The sequence below is a fragment of the Marinilabiliales bacterium genome (assembly GCA_007695015.1).
Lineage (GTDB): Bacteria > Bacteroidota > Bacteroidia > Bacteroidales > PUMT01 > PXAP01.
In genome coordinates this window covers 1-17743 of sequence record REEN01000051.1, presented here as the reverse complement: position 1 = coordinate 17743, position 17743 = coordinate 1, and the positions used below count along the sequence as shown (strand labels likewise).

The 17743-nt window shown below is 49.9% G+C and carries 16 protein-coding genes and 1 pseudogene; 16 read left to right on the top strand and 1 reads right to left on the bottom strand.

Annotation, left to right across the window (positions count from 1 at the left end):
• Nucleotides 1–105: 105 nt before the first annotated feature.
• Nucleotides 106–984 carry a prephenate dehydrogenase/arogenate dehydrogenase family protein gene (locus tag EA408_05805; GenBank protein ID TVR72963.1) on the bottom strand — a complete coding sequence of 293 codons (879 nt, stop codon included), beginning with the start codon at nucleotides 982–984 and terminating at the stop codon, nucleotides 106–108.
• A 560-nt stretch (nucleotides 985–1544) separates the two neighbouring features.
• Here EA408_05805 and EA408_05800 point away from each other — a divergent pair.
• The 16 genes and pseudogenes from EA408_05800 to EA408_05725 all read left to right on the top strand — a co-directional run bounded on the left by EA408_05800 (nucleotide 1545) and on the right by EA408_05725 (nucleotide 17316).
• Nucleotides 1545–2951: an anthranilate synthase component I family protein gene (locus EA408_05800; GenBank protein ID TVR72962.1), complete on the top strand. Its 1407-nt coding sequence runs from the start codon at nucleotides 1545–1547 to the stop codon at nucleotides 2949–2951.
• Nucleotides 2952–2959: 8 nt separating this feature from the next.
• Complete coding sequence (locus EA408_05795) at nucleotides 2960–3541, top strand: aminodeoxychorismate/anthranilate synthase component II (GenBank protein ID TVR72961.1); 582 nt, start codon at nucleotides 2960–2962, stop codon at nucleotides 3539–3541.
• 150 nt (nucleotides 3542–3691) lie between these two features.
• On the top strand, nucleotides 3692–4684 hold the full coding sequence (gene trpD, locus EA408_05790; protein TVR72964.1) for an anthranilate phosphoribosyltransferase: 993 nt from the start codon (nucleotides 3692–3694) through the stop codon (nucleotides 4682–4684).
• Nucleotides 4685–4893: 209 nt separating this feature from the next.
• Entirely contained in the window at nucleotides 4894–5688 is a 795-nt protein-coding gene (locus EA408_05785) for an indole-3-glycerol-phosphate synthase (GenBank protein TVR72960.1), read from the top strand.
• A gap of 1 nt (nucleotide 5689) precedes the next feature.
• On the top strand, nucleotides 5690–6457 hold the full coding sequence (locus EA408_05780) for a phosphoribosylanthranilate isomerase (protein ID TVR72959.1): 768 nt from the start codon (nucleotides 5690–5692) through the stop codon (nucleotides 6455–6457).
• Nucleotides 6457–7644 (top strand): tryptophan synthase subunit beta, encoded by a 1188-nt coding sequence (gene trpB / locus EA408_05775; GenBank protein ID TVR72958.1) that lies wholly within the window; start codon nucleotides 6457–6459, stop codon nucleotides 7642–7644. Before EA408_05780 ends, trpB begins: the two co-directional genes overlap by 1 nt.
• A 20-nt stretch (nucleotides 7645–7664) precedes the next feature.
• Nucleotides 7665–8441, top strand: a complete 777-nt coding sequence (locus EA408_05770; GenBank protein TVR72957.1) for a tryptophan synthase subunit alpha — start codon at nucleotides 7665–7667, stop codon at nucleotides 8439–8441.
• Nucleotides 8442–8642: 201 nt separating this feature from the next.
• Nucleotides 8643–10250: a methylcrotonoyl-CoA carboxylase gene (locus EA408_05765; GenBank protein ID TVR72956.1), complete on the top strand. Its 1608-nt coding sequence runs from the start codon at nucleotides 8643–8645 to the stop codon at nucleotides 10248–10250.
• A 36-nt stretch (nucleotides 10251–10286) separates the two neighbouring features.
• Nucleotides 10287–11090 carry an enoyl-CoA hydratase/isomerase family protein gene (locus EA408_05760; GenBank protein TVR72955.1) on the top strand — a complete coding sequence of 268 codons (804 nt, stop codon included), beginning with the start codon at nucleotides 10287–10289 and terminating at the stop codon, nucleotides 11088–11090.
• Complete coding sequence (locus tag EA408_05755; GenBank protein TVR72954.1) at nucleotides 11087–13090, top strand: ATP-grasp domain-containing protein; 2004 nt, start codon at nucleotides 11087–11089, stop codon at nucleotides 13088–13090. The genes EA408_05760 and EA408_05755 overlap by 4 nt, the downstream gene beginning before the upstream one ends.
• A 52-nt stretch (nucleotides 13091–13142) precedes the next feature.
• Nucleotides 13143–13445: a hypothetical protein gene (locus EA408_05750; protein ID TVR72953.1), complete on the top strand. Its 303-nt coding sequence runs from the start codon at nucleotides 13143–13145 to the stop codon at nucleotides 13443–13445.
• Between the two features lie 591 nt (nucleotides 13446–14036).
• The gene (locus EA408_05745; protein ID TVR72952.1) at nucleotides 14037–14264 is read left to right on the top strand and encodes a hypothetical protein; all 228 of its coding nucleotides are present in this window, start codon (nucleotides 14037–14039) and stop codon (nucleotides 14262–14264) included.
• Between the two features lie 229 nt (nucleotides 14265–14493).
• Nucleotides 14494–15750, top strand: coding sequence for a 6-bladed beta-propeller (locus EA408_05740; protein ID TVR72951.1), 1257 nt, complete (start codon nucleotides 14494–14496; stop codon nucleotides 15748–15750).
• A 139-nt stretch (nucleotides 15751–15889) separates the two neighbouring features.
• Nucleotides 15890–16294: pseudogene (locus tag EA408_05735) on the top strand (hypothetical protein).
• A gap of 300 nt (nucleotides 16295–16594) precedes the next feature.
• Nucleotides 16595–16915, top strand: coding sequence for a nucleotidyltransferase domain-containing protein (locus EA408_05730; protein ID TVR72950.1), 321 nt, complete (start codon nucleotides 16595–16597; stop codon nucleotides 16913–16915).
• Nucleotides 16912–17316 carry a HEPN domain-containing protein gene (locus EA408_05725; GenBank protein ID TVR72949.1) on the top strand — a complete coding sequence of 135 codons (405 nt, stop codon included), beginning with the start codon at nucleotides 16912–16914 and terminating at the stop codon, nucleotides 17314–17316. The genes EA408_05730 and EA408_05725 overlap by 4 nt, the downstream gene beginning before the upstream one ends.
• Nucleotides 17317–17743 lie beyond the last annotated feature (427 nt).

The following is a 17743-nucleotide window of genomic DNA, read 5'->3' as shown; positions in this document are numbered from 1 at the left end:
TCCATGCTGCCGGTTTCCTTCGTCTGCTCACCGGCTTTTCCCGGCCGGCCGGCATTGCCGCCTGCCTCATTCGCGCACTTACTCAATTCTTGTCGATTCTTCATGTTAACGATTTTTGTATGCTGACATATATCTTTTCCTTGCATCATTGGCCTCTTCAACAAATGCTCCCAGTGCATCCCATTCGCCCGCCCCTATCATCTGCTGGACGGTTGACAGGTACCTGATCAGCTCGTCAATGCTACCGTTCAGGTTTTCGGCGTTTTGCCTGAATATGGGCAGCCACATGCCGGCGGGACTGGATGACAGACGTGTTGCCGATTCAAATCCCGACGAGGCGATTTTGAGCATGCTGTCCCGCAATGAACTGTCCTCAGCAGTGATAGCCGACAGGCAGTAGGCAACAACCTGCGGCAGGTGGGACACCCGGGCAACGCACTGGTCATGGAACAGCGGGTCCATGAACACCGGCTCCATCTTCAGCCGTCCGAACACCTCCATGCAGGTTTCGAGCGCTTTTTCAGAGGACCGCTCACGCTCGCATATTACCACTTTCCTGTTCCTGAATATCATGGCATCAGAGGCTCCGGGACCCGAAACGGCAAGGCCGGCCATCGGGTGGGCAGCCACGAACCGGTCCCTGTTAGGATGTCTCTCAACCGAACGGCACACGGCGCCCTTTACCGATCCGGCATCTATCACCACAGCATCGCCGGCATTGTCGAGAACTCCCGGCAGCACCCTTACCGTTGCATCCACGGGCATGGCAATGATCACCAGTCCGGCAGCCTTCACGGCCTCTCCGGCCGCCATGCTGCGATCAATCAATCCGCGGCCGAGCGCCTCATCAAGGTGGGCCGTATTGTTGTCCGCGCCGATTATCTCCCCGGCCCAGCCCCTCAGTCCGTCAGCCATTGAGCACCCAATCAGTCCCGTCCCCAGCACCGCTACAACCGGCTTTTTATTTTTATTGTTCTCTTCCATAAGTTTCTGTATTTATCTTGCGCTTTAACTTTTTACCGTTAACCTGTTTGACTTTTCAGAGACTTTCAATGGCACTTTAAATTGCTTCTCCTCTGCCCCGCCCCTTTCCATCAGGGACACGTACAAAAAAAGCCCCTTGAATTTCAAGGGGCCCTTTTTGTCTTTTATAGTTATTTTAACGGTTCACTACACAGCATGGCCCCTTTTATTCTGAAAATAAAAGAAAAAAAAGCTCCATGCGTAATATGTATGTACCGGTGCCATAATATATCAGGTCTTATTCAACTGCAATAATAGTGATTTTTTTTTGTACGCGGCCATCAATGACGATTTTTTTTTTCACCCGTGTCGTTTTTTTAAAAAATATTGTACTTTTACCGTGTCAAAAAAGTAAAAACTATGACCGGCATTAATACAAACAACATCTGGTGGTGGCATGGCACGATCAAAAGCTATGTTAAGCGCCGTTGTGTGTAATGACCGCCGATTATATGAAAATATACGAGGAGCCCGCTTAACATAGCGGGCTCTTTTCGTTTAAACCCCTTAAGCAGAAACAGATGGAAAAATTAACCCTCAAAGCTGAAATCCGCGAATACCCTGCCGACACCCTGACGCCGGTGGGCATCTACATGCGGCTTCGCGACGCTTTCCCCGGGAGCCTGCTGCTCGAATGCACCGATTACAGCTCCCGACAGGATGCCTTTTCCTATATATGCCTCAACCCGTTAGCGGGAATTGAGGTAACCGGCAAAGGCATCAGTCAGTACCACGGGCAGCGACAGTCCCCCGTCACTCCCCTTGAAAAGGGCGCTGATGCGGTTGACGCGGTTGATAACTTTTCACGGTCGGTCAGGATCGAAGGACTTCCCGGCGACAAGCTCTTTCCGGGACTCTTCGGCTTTACCTCCTGGGAGGCGGTAAACCTGTTCGACAATGTTGACATAAGGCCCGCCGGGCCCGGCTACCCCATCCCCCTGCTCAGGTATGACCTCTATTCGGTGGTGATCGCAATAAACCACTTCAACAGCACAATGACCATCTGCGAGCTGGAAAACGGGTCTTCCGGCGCACTTACCGGCAAGATCGTTTCGCTGCTGGCCAACCGCAACACCACGACCTTTCCGTTCGAGACCATGGGCGATGAGACAAGCAACCTCGACGACGATACATACATGAGAATGGTTGAGCAGGGCAGGAAGCACTGTGCCAGGGGCGACGTGTTCCAGATAGTGCTTTCGCGGAAGTATGAGCAGGCATACCACGGCGATGAGTTCTCGGTGTACCGCGCCCTGAGGTCTGTAAACCCCTCTCCCTACCTGTTCTATTTCGATTACCTGGGCTACAGGCTTTTCGGCTCCTCGCCCGAGGCTCAGCTCCAGGTGAGCAACGGCACGGCCACGATAAACCCCATAGCCGGTACCATACCCCGGACGGGCGACAGGATGAGCGATGAGGGACTGGCAAAGGCGCTGCTGGCCGACCCCAAGGAGAACTCCGAACACTCCATGCTTGTCGATCTAGCAAGGAACGATCTCAGCAGGCACTCAGCCGGTGTGCGGGTTAGCAGTTACAAGGAGGTGCATGCCTACTCGCATGTCATTCACCTTGTATCGACCGTTACCGGCGAGCTCGACGGCAAGTCCGGTACCTACCGGGTGTTTGCCGACACCTTCCCGGCGGGGACCCTCTCGGGGGCACCCAAGCACAAGGCCCTGCAGCTCATCGGCAGCATTGAGCCCACCGCCCGCGGATATTACGGCGGCGCTATAGGCTTTATGGGACTGGAAGGGTCGCTCAACCACGCGATAATGATAAGGTCATTCGCAAGCTTTGCCGGCAGGCTCGTTTACCAGGCAGGTGCAGGGATAGTAATAGGATCGGACCCGGCAAAGGAGCTCGCCGAGGTAAACAGCAAGCTCTCGGCGCTCAAGCAGGCGCTGAAGATGGCAGAAAAACTCAAATAAAACAGACCATGGCAAGAATCCTTATAGTAGACAATTACGATTCATTCACCTACAATCTCGTCCATTACGTGAATGAGTACCCGGGCCACACCACCGAGGTTCTGAGGAACGACAAAATAGACCTCGCATCGGTTGAGCAGTACGACGGTATCCTGCTCTCACCCGGTCCCGGCATCCCTTCGGAGTCGGGCGACCTGCTCAGAATAATCGACATGTACAAGGAGAAGAAGAGGATCTTCGGGGTTTGTCTGGGATTGCAGGCCATAGCCGAGGTCTTCGGGGGCAGCCTGCTCAACACCGATAAGGTGTACCACGGTGTTGCAACCACTATAACCCTCCTGGAGCCGGTTCATTATCTTTTCAGGGGACTCCCGGGAAGGTTCCAGGGCGGAAGGTACCATTCGTGGGTGGTCAGAAGGGATAAGGTGCCGCAAACCCTCCGGATCGACGCCGTTGACGATGAGCAGTATATCATGGCCATGAGTCACCGTGAGCTCGATGTTTGCGGCGTTCAGTTCCACCCCGAATCAATTCTTACGCCCGACGGCAAAAAGATAGTTTTCAACTGGCTCAGGGGCTTTGAAAGCTGAACTTTTTTAAAACGAATATGAAGATTCATCATAATGCGGCATAAAATACAGAATAACATGAACCCCATATAGAAAAACATGAACCCCGATGCTTCAGGCATGTTATTTTGGCTGTCAAAAGCTGACCGGGGTTTCATAAGACTGAACAATATGAAGGATATTCTGAACAAATTATTGGAATCACAGCAGCTAGGCCGCGAAGAGGCCGGCAGGCTGATGCACGGCATTGCCCGGCAGGAGCTGAACGAGGCGCAGATAGCGGCAGTGCTCTCATCCTATATCATGAGAAGCATAACACCCGGCGAGCTTCTCGGGTTCAGGGACGCGCTGCTGGAGCTGGCGGTAAAGGCCGACCTGAACGGAGAGGATATGATCGATGTGTGCGGCACGGGAGGTGACGGCAAGAACACCTTCAACATATCGACCCTTACCTCGTTCGTCGTGGCAGGCGCCGGCATACCCGTGGCCAAGCACGGCAACTACGGGGTATCGTCGCTCTCGGGCTCCTCCAACATGATGGAGCATTTCGGTTACAGGTTTTCCAACAGCAACGACAAGCTGAAAAAGGAGATCGGCAAGGCTAACATCTGCTTCATGCACGCCCCCCTATTCCACCCCGCCCTGAAGGCAGTGGGACCAATACGCAAACAGCTTGCGATCAAGACCATCTTCAACATCATGGGCCCGCTGGTGAACCCGGCCAACCCACCGTGCCAGCTAAGCGGGGTATTCAGCATCGAGGCCGGGCGTCTGTACAACTACCTGATGCAGAAAGAGCAGAAGAGGTATATCGTGCTTCACAGCCTCGACGGGTACGATGAGGTGTCGCTCACCGCCGGCATAAAGGTATTCTCCCCTGCCGGCGAAGGGCTTCTCGGTGCGGATGACTTCGGTATGCCGCAAAACAGCCCCGCCGATCTTCACGGGGGCGACACCCTCGAAGAGGCGGCTGCCATTTTTCTTGGCGTTCTTGAGAACAGGTGCACCGATGCACAGAAAAACACCGTGCTTGCAAACTCGGCCCTGGCCATCTCCTGCAGCAGGCCCGGTACAGAGCTGGAACGGTGCGTCGGCATTGCACGGGAATCGCTCGAGTCGGGAAAAGCTTACGGCTGTTTTAAAAAACTGATGGAAATGCAATAGTTGCAGTACCCGCCACATTCTGATGCCGGTTCTCACCGGCCGGCCTGCAGCAAACTGCTGAAAAAACTGGATAATGACAATACTCGAAGAGACAGACAGTAAAAGAAATAACGCAGGAAGATCGAAATGGTAAAAGCGACAGTGCCTGCTGCGGTCTGGTGCCGGTTCTCACCGGCCGGCCTGCAGCAAACTGCTGAAAAAACTGGATAATGACAATACTCGAAGAGATAGTAAAGTTTAAGCGAAAAGAGGTTGATGCGTTAAAGGCGTCGGTTCCGGCAGCCATCCTCGAAAAGGGCATCCATTTCGAAAGGCCTGTCAGGTCGCTCAGGGAGGCTCTCAATGATAAAGAGAGCACCGGGATAATAGCGGAGTTCAAGAGGCGCTCGCCTTCACAGGGGGTGATCAACGATACCGTTCAGCCGGCTGCTGTTAGCGCGGACTACTTCGGGGCGGGTGCCGCGGCCGTATCGGTGCTCACCGACAACCGCTTCTTTGGAGGCAGCAACGACGACCTGCTCGGGGTAAGGGAGCGATGTGGGGGACCACTGCTCAGGAAGGAGTTTATAATAGATGAGTACCAGGTGCTTGAATCCAAAAGCATCGGCGCCGATGCCATACTGCTGATAGCCGACATCCTCAGCCGCATTGAGATGGAGAACCTCTCATATCTTGCCGGACTTCTCAAACTCGAAGTGCTGTTCGAGATACACGATGAAAGCGGCATAGGGAAGCTGCCTTCAGGGGCGCGCCTGGTGGGTGTCAACAGCAGGAACCTGGGCGACTTCAGCCTGAACACCAGGCTGCTGTATGAGATGGCGGCGAAACTGCCTGAAGGGTGCACCATGATAGCGGAGAGCGGGATAGAATCGGCAAGGTCCGTTAGCGGACTGAAAAGCGCCGGGTACAGGGGATTTCTGATAGGCACACTGTTTATGAGGGAGAGCGATCCGGCCGCTGCATGCAAAAGTTTTATTAACGAACTGGAAAAAGAAAAGCATTAAATTGTATATAACGAGCTATGCTCTTTATTTCTACACACCTGAAAATTATGCAGAATGGCGGGGCAAATCAGATTTGGAAGACCGGGTTTCCGTATTGTTAACCGGTAATTACTTGATAAAAAATGAAAATTACGAAAAAATGAAAATAAAAGTCTGCGGAATTGCAAATAACCGAAACCTGAGTGAGATAGCACTGCTGCAACCCGATTACATGGGTTTTGTTTTCTATCCCGGGTCGCCCAGGGATGTTACCGTTACAATAGGGCAGTTGCAGCTGAGCGCTATACCGCCGGCAATAAAAAAGACGGCCGTTATGGTTGACAGGCCCCTGCAGGAAGTCCCCGACCTTATTCGCAGGCACGGGTTTGACGCCGTGCAGCTTCACGGCGATGAGGAGCCGGACTACTGCCGGGAGCTGATGAACCACTGCGAAGTTATAAAGGCATTCAGGATAGCTGACAGCCTGCCGTCTGACATAGGCCTGTATGAGGGCAACTGCAATTATTTCCTGTTCGATGCAAGAGGGAAGTACCACGGTGGCAACAGCATAAAGTTCAATCATGCCATACTGGAAGGCTACGGCCTCTCAACTCCCTTCTTCCTGAGCGGGGGCATTGGCGACACCGACCTTGAGTACCTGCGCACGGTCGATATCAGCGGGATGTACGGGGTGGATGTGAACAGCAGGTTCGAGATATCGCCGGGGTATAAAAGTGTTAAGTCGCTCAGGCAATTCATTGCCGGACTGAGAACAAAACTAAATTCATAATGAACAGGTTAATTGATAATAAAGGATTTTACGGAGAGTTCGGGGGCTCCTGGGTGCCGGAGATGCTCTACCCTAATATTGAGCAGCTTGCATCATCGTATGATGCCATACTCGAGTCGCCCTCATTCAAAGACAGGTTCGACAGTCTGCTCAGGGATTATGCCGGCCGGCCCACTCCCCTTTTCCTTGCTGAAAGCCTCTCCGGGGTCCTGGGGGCAAAGATCTACCTCAAGAGGGAGGATCTGTGCCATACGGGCTCCCATAAGCTCAACAACGTGATCGGGCAGGCATTGCTGGCAATGGAGATGAATAAAAGGGAGGTGATAGCAGAGACCGGCGCCGGACAGCACGGCGTGGCCACTGCCACGGTCTGCGCGCTGCTGGACCTGCCCTGCCGTGTCTTTATGGGAGAGAAAGATGTGCAGAGACAACAGCCCAACGTGTTGCGCATGAAGATGCTGGGAGCCGAGGTTGTTCCCGTTTCATCGGGCAGCCGCACCCTGAAAGATGCTACCAACGAGGCCATAAGGTACTGGATCAACCACCCGGAGGTCTATTACCTGATCGGCTCGACCATCGGCCCCCATCCCTACCCCGACCTGGTCGCCAGGCTGCAGTCCGTTATCTCCGCAGAGATGAAGATCCAGCTCATGGAGAAGGAAGGCAGGCCCGGTCCCGACATCATCGTGGCATGTGTAGGCGGCGGCAGCAATGCCGCAGGTACGTTCTACCATTACATAGCCGATGAAAAGGTTAAGCTGGTGGGCGCCGAGGCTGCCGGCGAAGGCGCCGGGAGCGGCAAGACCGCGGCCACCATTGCAACCGGCACGGCGGGCATCATCCACGGCTGCAGGACTCTGATGATGCAGGATGGAGAGGGACAAATACTGGAGGCACACTCCGTTTCGGCGGGACTCGATTACCCGGGTATAGGCCCCCTCCATTCCTACCTCCACAGAACGGGAAGGGCCCGTTACCTGGCGGTAACCGATAAAGAGGCTGTTGAGGCAGCTCACCTGCTCACCAGGCTGGAAGGTATCATCCCCGCGCTGGAGTCGGCGCATGCCATCGCGGCTCTCCATAAACTGCAATTCCGCGAAAGCGATATTATTTTAGTAAACCTGAGCGGCAGGGGCGACAAGGATATGGACACATATATCGAATCGATGCAAAACCGGAATCAATAAACAACCAAAAAAAGAGTATCATGCAGAACCGTCTTGATGAGCTGTTCAAAAAGAAAAACCGGAAGTTGTTGTCAATATACCTTACGGCGGGCTTCCCCCGTATAGACAGTACAGTGCCGCTTATACGCTCTCTCGGGGAGGCCGGGGCGGATTTCCTCGAAGTGGGATTCCCTTTTTCCGATCCGCTGGCTGACGGGCCCGTTATACAGGAGACCAGCAGTATCGCGATACGCAACGGTATGACCCTGAGGCTGCTTCTCGACCAGCTTGCCGGTGCCCGCCACGATATCTCCATCCCCCTCATACTGATGGGATACCTTAACCCGGTTCTGCAGATGGGCATAGGCACTTTCTGCCGGAAGGCAGAGGAGTCCGGTGTGAGCGGGGTGATAATACCCGACCTGCCGCCAGAGGAGTACAGGGACAAGTACAGGGAGCTTTTCAGCCAACACGATCTTCACATGATCTTCCTGGTAACCCCGGGAACAACCGTTGAAAGAATAAGGATGCTCGACAACCTCGGCAGCGGGTTCATCTATGCGGTAAGCGCATCATCAACCACCGGCAGGCAGGAATCTTTCAGCAGAGAGCAGGAGCTGTACCTCGAAAAGCTTGGCAGTCTCGATCTCGGGAAACCCATAATGACCGGGTTCGGAATTCACAACAGGAACACCCTCGAAACCGTATGGAAGCATACCTCGGGAGCAATCATAGGCACCGCCTATCTCAAAGCGCTTATGGAGGCCGGCAGCCCCGATGAGGCGGTCAGGTCGCTTTTCGGGAGACTGGGGGTATAATGCTGGCTGCAGTCCCGCGGCGGCAATCGAATTGCTTTTCGGGAGACCGGGGTATAAGTCCGGTTGATCCCGGCGGCGGCCAGGCTGCTTATCGGGAAACCGGCGGTGTAAGGTCAGCTGCAGCCCCTCTCCTAATATTTTTTTGCTTTTTGAACAAATTGGCGATAATTTGGTATTTTAAATGTTACCAAAAATCAACCCGTGTACAGAATAAAATCAAACATCCTTACCGGCTCGCCGGAGTTCATAAAAAACAGGGAATCCTTTTTACAGATACTGTCGGACTATAACGGGCGGCTTCGCAAGGTGCAGGAAGGCGGCACCCCAAAGGCGGTAGCAAAGCACAAGGAGAGAGGCAAGCTCCTTGCCCGTGAGCGCATCGACCTGCTTCTCGACCCCAACACACCCTTCATTGAGTTGTCGCCGCTGGCCGCCAACGGCATGTACAACGACGATTTCCCCTCGGCGGGAATTGTGACAGGTATCGGTTCAGTATGCGGCAGGGAGACGGTTATCATAGCCAACGACGCCACCGTCAAAGGCGGCACTTACGTTAAGGAGACGATAAAAAAGCACCTGAGGGCACAGCAGGTTGCCATGGAGAACAACCTGCCCTGTGTCTATATGGTCGACTCCGGCGGGGTCTTTTTGCCCGAACAGGCAAATGTGTTTCCCGACCGCAACGATTTCGGCCGTTTCTTCTATAACCAGGCGAGAATGTCGGCCGCCGGCATCCCCCAGATAGCCATCGTCATGGGATCATGCACCGCCGGCGGCGCCTATGTACCCGCCATGTGCGACGAAACGATCATCGTGAAAAACCAGGGTACCATCTTCATTGGCGGCCCCCCGCTGGTCAAGGCAGCCACCGGCGAAGAGGTGTCGGCCGAAGAGCTTGGAGGCGCGGCAGTCCATACCGGGATATCGGGCGTGGCCGATCACCTTGCCGGGAATGACAGGCATGCCATACAGATCTGCCGGGACATTTTCCTTACGCTCAGGGTGCCCGAAAAACAGCAGCTCGACATGGCATCACCTGCAGATCCCTACTACGATCCTGAGGAGTTGTGGGGACTGGCGCCGGTTGACCTGAAAAAGCCGGTCGACTCAAGGGAGATCATAGCCCGTATAGTTGACGACAGCCGCTTCCATGAATTCAAGGCGAACTACGGCACCACGATGGTGACCGGCTTTGCACATATCAACGGATTCCCCGTGGGGATCCTGGCAAACAACGGGGTGATCTTTTCTGAAACCTCCCTTAAGGGGGCCCATTTCATAGAGCTTTGCTCAGTGAGAAAGATCCCCATGATCTTCCTGCAGAATATAACGGGTTTCATAGTAGGCAAAAAATACGAACATGGCGGGATAGCCCGCGACGGCGCCAAGCTGGTGAATGCCGTGGCAAACAGCAATGTGCCGAAGTTCACCGTCGTTTTCGGGGGCTCCTTCGGGGCGGGCAATTATGCCATGGCCGGAAGGGCCTACGATCCCAGGCTGCTCTTCATGTGGCCCAACGCGAAGATATCGGTCATGGGAAGCGAGCAGGCAGCAGGCGTGCTCCTGTCGGTCAGGCAGCAGCAGATGCAGGCTTCCGGCGGCAGCCTTTCGGCGGAAGAAGAGGAGAACATCAGGAAATCGATACAGGAAACCTACGAAAAGGAGGGATCGGCCCTCTACAGCACATCAAGGCTCTGGGACGACGGTATCATAGACCCGGTCGACACCCGGCTTGTATTGACAACAGGAATAGCAATGTCGCTCAACAAACCCTGGCCTGACAGCAGATTCGGGGTGATAAGGATGTAATGCCCTGAACTGTTTAACCAGATAAACCAACTGTATATGAACAATTACCAGACAATAGAGGTCACAGCCGGCAAGCCGGTTGCAACCGTCAGGCTCAACAGGCCGGAGGTGCGCAATGCCTTCAATGCACTTATGGTTAAAGAGATAACAAGCGCATTTAAGGAGCTTTCGGCCGACAAGCAGGTCCGTCTCATCCTCATCAGGGGAAACGGCAAGGTCTTCTGCTCGGGAGCCGACCTGAACTGGATGAAGGAGGCCGTTTCGCATTCCGAAGAGGAGAACTACCGGGAAGCGCTGGAACTGGCAGAATGCTTCCACACCATCTATACATGCCCCAAACCTGTAATAACGATAGTGCACGGGGCATCGACAGGCGGCGCCAACGGATTTGTAGCGGTTGCCGACATTGCACTCACCACCGACGATGCTGTTTTCTCCCTCAGTGAGGTCCGATCCGGACTTGTGCCCGCCGTGATATCACCCTACATAATCAAACGCATAGGCGAGTTTCCCGCCCGCGAGCTGATGCTTACAGCCAGGCGGATACACGGCATAGAGGCGGCTGACAGGGGACTGGTAAACTGGCACTATGCATCAGAGGAGCTTGAAGAGGGGGTTAATAAGATCATACAGCAGATCCTTGAGGGAGGACCTGAAGCGCTTGCCATCACGCGGAAGCTGATATATGACGTAAGCAATAACTGGTCGTTCGAGGAGGCTATCGGTAAAACTGCATCAATAATTGCCTCCATCAGGGTATCTGACGAGGGCCGTGAAGGAATGGCCGCCTTTCTTGAAAAGAGAAAACCCCGGTGGAGTGAAAACAAAACCCTGACATGAAAGACAATACAGCCCCCCACACCACTTTTCGCAAGATACTCATTGCCAACAGGGGAGAAATAGCTGCCAGGATAATCCGAACGGCGCACAAGATGGGTATAGCCACCGTTGCCGTATACGCGGCAGGAGAAAGAGACGCTTTGCATGCCAGGATGGCCTCCGAAGCGTATGAGCTTGAAGGCAGCTCACTGGCAGATACCTACCTCAACGCAAATAAGATCATTGACCTTGCAAAAAAAACCGGAGCAACAGCCATTCACCCCGGGTACGGATTCATGAGCGAGAATGAGCAGTTTGCAGCTGCCTGCGAAAAGGCAGGAATTACCTTTATAGGTCCCGGCAGCGAAGCCATAGCACTTATGGGCAACAAGAAAAGGGCCAGGGAGGCTGCCATAGAAGCGGGGCTGCCCGTCATCAAAGCATATACCGGCACGATCGGCGGGTTTGAGCCTGCGGCAAGTGAACTTTCCTATCCTCTCCTTGTAAAGGCTGCCGCCGGAGGAGGCGGAAAAGGCATGCGCATTGTCAGGACACCCGGAGAGCTTGGAGAGGCTGTTGCAGCCACATCAAGGGAGGCAGAGGCCTATTTCGGCGACGGCGCTGTCTACATTGAGCAGTATATCGAATCTCCCCGCCATATTGAAGTGCAGGTGATGGCCGATCATCACGGCAATACGGTACACCTGTTCGAAAGAGAGTGCTCTATCCAGCGCCGGTACCAGAAGATTGTCGAAGAGGCCCCCTCCCCTTCGGTCACCCCGGCAATGAGGCAGAAGATGGGTGAGGCAGCGGTGGCGCTGGCAAAGTCAATCGGCTACAGGAACGCGGGCACCATCGAGTTCCTGGCCGACCCGCAGGGGAACTTCTACTTCCTGGAGATGAATACCAGGATACAAGTTGAACATCCCGTTACAGAGATGATTACAGGCATCGATATAGTTGAAGAGCAGATACATATCGCCGCCGGTCACCCTCTGCGCTTCAAACAGGAAGATCTGCAGATCGTGGGGCACGCGATCGAGTGCCGTATATATTCGGAAGACCCGGCCGCAGGGTTTATCCCTTCCCCCGGAAGGATGAGCTGTTACCATGAACCTGCGGGAGAAGGAATCCGCGTTGATTCGGCCTTCGATACCGAAGGTGAGGTAAGCGACAGGTACGACCCCATGATAAGTAAGCTGACAACCTTTGGAAACACGCGCGAAGAGGCGAGGCAGAGGATGGTACAGGCACTTGCCGGCTACGGGATACAAGGAGTGAGGAACAACATCAGCTTTCTGCTGAGCCTGATGCACAACAACGACTTCACCGGGGGCAGCTTCTCCACCGCATGGTGCGAAAAGAATGCCCCGCCAATAGTTGAGGCAGAAAAAAGTATCAAATCGGCGAACGACTGGCACATACCGGCTGCCGCTGCACTGCTTGCCAGCCTGAAAAGGAAAACAGGCAGGAACCTGGTGTGGGACTCCCTGGACTACTGGAGGGCAGGTAAAACAATGAGGTTCTGTTTTGAGGGGGAAGTTGTGACCACGATGATCAGTCACCTGTCAGATACCGGTTTTGATTTTACGATAGACAGGCGCGTGATGAAAGGGCGGTACCGGTACGAAAACAAAAAGCTGACAATCACGACCAACAATGAGAGCCATAATGTTTTTATATCCGAAAACGATGAGGGGCTGCCCAGGGTAACATACGGGGGATTCAGGTACTTCTTCAGGCGTTTTGACTTCCTCAAAAAGAAGGATGTCATCACCCCCGGACAGGATGACTTTGCCTCCGGTACCGGCGCCGTCTACTCTCCCATGCCCGGCCGTATTATCAGCATTAACAGGCAGGCGGGCGAAAATTTCAGAAAAGGCGACGTTCTGGCCATAGTAGAATCAATGAAGATGGAAAACAGCATCCTTGCCCCTGCCGACGGTACGGTCGAAAGCATAAACGCAGAAGAGGGAGAACTGATAGACGGCACCTCACCCCTGCTGGTTATTACCGTATAAATCAGGCAAACTGCGAGATAACAGATCAGGCCTGACCATACCTGCCACCTTTTTGTTACTGGTTTTCCTGTTTTCATGCAAGGTAAGTCCGCCCGGACTGCTAAGCTTTGAGCTCCAGGGATATTACCGGGCAAGGGAGTTTTACTCGCCAATGTACGACAGGCCGGGGCCGCACCATGACCAACCGGACTACCGTACCACCCTTTTCTGGGAGCCTGAAATCAAACCCGGGGAAGACGGCAGGGCCAAGGTCTCTTTTTTCACATCAGACAAGCCATCCGTATACCGCATCATTGTAGAGGGAATTACCGAAACAGGCATCCCGGTTGAAAAAACAAAAGAAATGATTACCTGATATCAAATATAGAGGTGCACAGCGAGGAGGTTCAGGAGATACTGGGAAGGATACCGGGCTGGATTGTAAGGTGGGGCATTTTCCCGGAACCGCCATAAGCATCTGTATAATTCACAATAAAAAACCTTGAGTTTTTCAACCTCTGAAAAAAAATTCACTCCCAATAAAGTACCTTTTACTCCTGAAAAGCTTCATTCGCTCCAAAAATACCCCGTTTCACTCCAAACAAGTGATTTTGCATATACTTGACTTGTTGGTTATTATAAAAATCATTTTTAAATTTACTTTGTGTTACTCTCATCCGGCCTGTAAATACATCATAACACATGAGTAAACAACATCTGGTCGATGGCAGAAGATAATACCATATTTGTCCTGCGAAAGGCTTTAAAGGTACACAAGGCTAAAGTAACAAAGGTGGCTTACCCGAATTCGGAGAAATGACCAAAAGCAACAAAGAGCTATTCGAAAAACTAAAAATACCGGGAACACCAACGATTTATATAATTGGTTACAGGTTCCCACGAGAATTCAAGGTACATGATATTGAATATTTCCAAGAAGAGATTATATGTCTAACCATGGAAAGTAATGGGCAGGAAGCCTGTTCGCATTGCAAGTGACAGCTTCCCGCCCGGCCCTTTCCTTAAAAAAGAAAGGAGGCATGAAAGCAAAGATAATAAAAGGTTTCGGGCTGCCAACCCGCATGAAAGAACCCTGACCAGGTTTGAAAGAAAAATTATTAACTTTATTAAATCCTTTTATTATGAAAAAGTTAAAAAAATTAGAAATCTCACCCGAGAAGATTATGAAAAATGAAGACCTGACTAATCTGCAAGGAGGAGGTGGTGGAGATGTATGTCATTGCGAGCAATTTGATCCAGAACTCGTAGAATGGATTGAATGGTATTATACTGGTGCTTGTGCTGGCATGAATTGCGTTGAATGTGGCGGTGCTTTGACTATGAATTATAATATGATTACAAATTGCTATGATTAATCAATTTGTTCCCGCTATTTCGCGGGAACAAATCTTTAAAAATTCAAGATGAATAAGATATTAAGAATATCGTTTAAATTATTAATTATAATTATTATTTCTTGTAAAGAAAACAGAACAGAATCAATACCAATAATAGAAATTGAGAAGAATATTGATAATTTCAAACTCTTCAAGCTCGGTGATTTTGATTACAAGTTAGATTATATTGTTTTGGAAAGCACCCCTGACGCAATGCTTATGGATATCCGGTTTATTGATATATCAGGCGACTATATTGTTGTGTCAGACAGGGATAAATGCCTTCTCTTTGATCGAAGCGGAAAATTCATATCAAAAATTGGCAGTCAGGGCAGAGGACCAGGTGAAAATATAGCTTTCACACAGGTTAAGATTTATAATGAAAAAATTTTTTTGCCGGATGGATTGTCAAATGTGATGAATATCTTCAATGTATATGGCGAGTTTATTAATACTTTGAAATCTCCCGGCGATTTCTGGGTTCTTAATAGTAATAGCTGGATGCCTGTAACAGATTCAACTTTTTTAGTTCATGTTCCAAATCATACTGGCAATGAGGGGAGTAGAGTTGTTCTTATTGATAATAACGGAGATATCCTACAAAAATATGCCAATACTACCTTTTATACTAATGTTAGAGACCACTGCATCTATCAAAGGCCAGCAACCTTTTTTAAACATAATGATAACATTTATTTTAAGCAATTATTGAATGATACGATTTATCAATTAAATAATGATCATCTATACCCTATATACCTCTTTGATCTCGGGGCATATGGATTTTCATTTGAGTATTATGCATTACCCTGGGAGTTATTTAGAGAAAAATTGGCTGATGGAATCACGATTGAATATCTATTCGAAACCCGAGATTATATTTTTGTAATAATGAACTTTTGGAGAAATTATCCTTTTGCTTTTTATAGAAAAAACTATCATAGGCCGTCAGGACTAGACCAGTATATGATTATAGGCTTATTTAATAAACCTAATGATGAATTCTTTCTTGTTGCTCCAAGCAACGTTGACCACCAGATTGAACCCACCGGTATCAAAAATGATATTGATGGCGGAATTAACTTCATGCCCAGGTATGCTGTAAATGACACGCTCATTGTGAGCTGGTTTGAAGCATATGAGTTAAAGATGTATGTTGCCTCTGAAGCATTCAAAAACTCCACCCCAAAATACCCTGAAAAGAAAAAGGAACTGGAAAAACTGGCAGCCAGCCTTGATGAAAACGACAACCCGGTGCTGATGCTGGTAAAACTGAAAGAATAACTTTGAATTGATGATGCTTAAATGAAAGCTTCATATTTAAAATGTTGATTTGACTAATTGACTTGGTATTACACAAAAACCCTATCTTCTATCATAATTAAACTCAATATTAATGCCTGATTGATCCCAAACCTTGCCTATGCCCAGCTTCCCTGTATACAAGCAATTGGATTCGATGGACTGTGGGCCGACATTCCTGAGGATGATTGCCCGGTATTATGGCAAGAGCTTTAGCCTGCAGTTTTAAAGGAGCCGGTTATATATCACCAAAAGCGGGGTGTCGATGCTTGGCATCAGCGATGCTGCCGAGAGCATAGCTTTTAGGACCAGGGGATACCGGCTCACATGGGAGCAGCTTCGCGATGAGGTGCCCCTTCCCTGCATCGTCCACTGGAGGCAGCGCCTTTTTGTTGTTGTTTATGCCATTATAAAACCACGAAAATTATCAAAGCTGTGTTTGGATCGGATAAATCAAATAATGCTGGAGATAACGGGTAATATCCCAGCTATGATTAGAACCGTGTCTATGTTGCCGATCCGGTAAGTGGACTGCTTAAGTATTCCAAAAAGGAGTTTTTAAAGTTCTGGCTTGGTGGCTGCAGGATGAGCAGAAAAGGAGGCAAGGGCAGTTATTATCGGTGATATGCCCCTTGGGATGATAATGGCCGTTCAGTATACCATCGGGCTGCTTAATTCCCCTTATACGTTATCGGGTTTACCGAGCAAGCCCAGGATGTACAAATTATCATATCATTACAAGTTTGCAGGGCACAGGATTAAATTAAAACAATTTCGTTGAGAAAAGTTTGGGAAATTGTGATATTTTTGAGTAAAAAGTAATGATATGGAACCCGATTTAATCATAAAGGAGCTTAAAGATCACCTAAACCATCACTTGAATAATATAGTGATTGAGGTTATCTTATTTGGGTCCAGAGCAAGAGGTACAGCCAAAAACGACTCTGATTATGATGTTGTTATAGTTATTAATACTCGAGATGACAGGAAAGTAAGAAAACAAATCAATGACCTTTGTTATGATTTAGAATTAAAATACAATATTTTTCTTGACAATCAGGTAATCTCAAAAGATGAACTTGAATACGGATTGAGGGGCAAACATCCGGTATTCAGATTAGCGATCAAAGAAGGGATACACATATGATAAGTGAACAGGAAAGAAATTCATTAATTCAATTTCGGATTAACCAGGCAAATGAGGCCATTGAGGACGTTAGTAAGCTTATTGAAGCCAATATGCTAAATATTGCAGTAAACCGAATATATTATGGAATGTTTTATAGTCTAAATGCACTTGCCCTAAAATATGAATTTAGTTCATCAAAGCACATGCAATTAATCGGGTGGTTTAACAAAGCATTTGTTAAACCTGGTCTGGTTGATATTAAATATGGACAAATTCTGCGAGATGCATTCAAAAATCGTACTGAAGGGGATTATGCTCCCTTTATTACTTATGAAAAAGAGGATGTACAGATTATGCATGAAAACATGAGGTCGTTTATTTCCGAAATTGAACATAATTTGGGGGATTTAAGCCCTTAATTTAACCCTTGCTTAGAATAAATCTATTGGTTCATGCAACTTATAAGTTCTTTCGTTATTGTCACCATACATACAGGATGATCCTTTCCGATACCTCACCCTGAAAAAGGACTGTGTAATAAATTAACATGAAATTCCGGCAAAATAGGTGACCTCCTGAAACATCAACTTGCCGAGAACAGCGAAGATTCATCCATGAGATGGGATCGAAAAAAAGATATGCAGACGATCACTCCTATTAATTAAAGGCAGCTCTTCTTCCATCTGTTGTGATTTCCATTATCCTGTTGGGGCTTTACACTCTTATTTCCGATTCCGGCCTTTCATTATGGCAGGATAGAACCCCAATGCTGCTTTTGATAACAAAAGCAGTTGGTATTGCGGCATCGGTGTTTCTGGTGCTCCACGAGTTTAAGGTTCACACCAT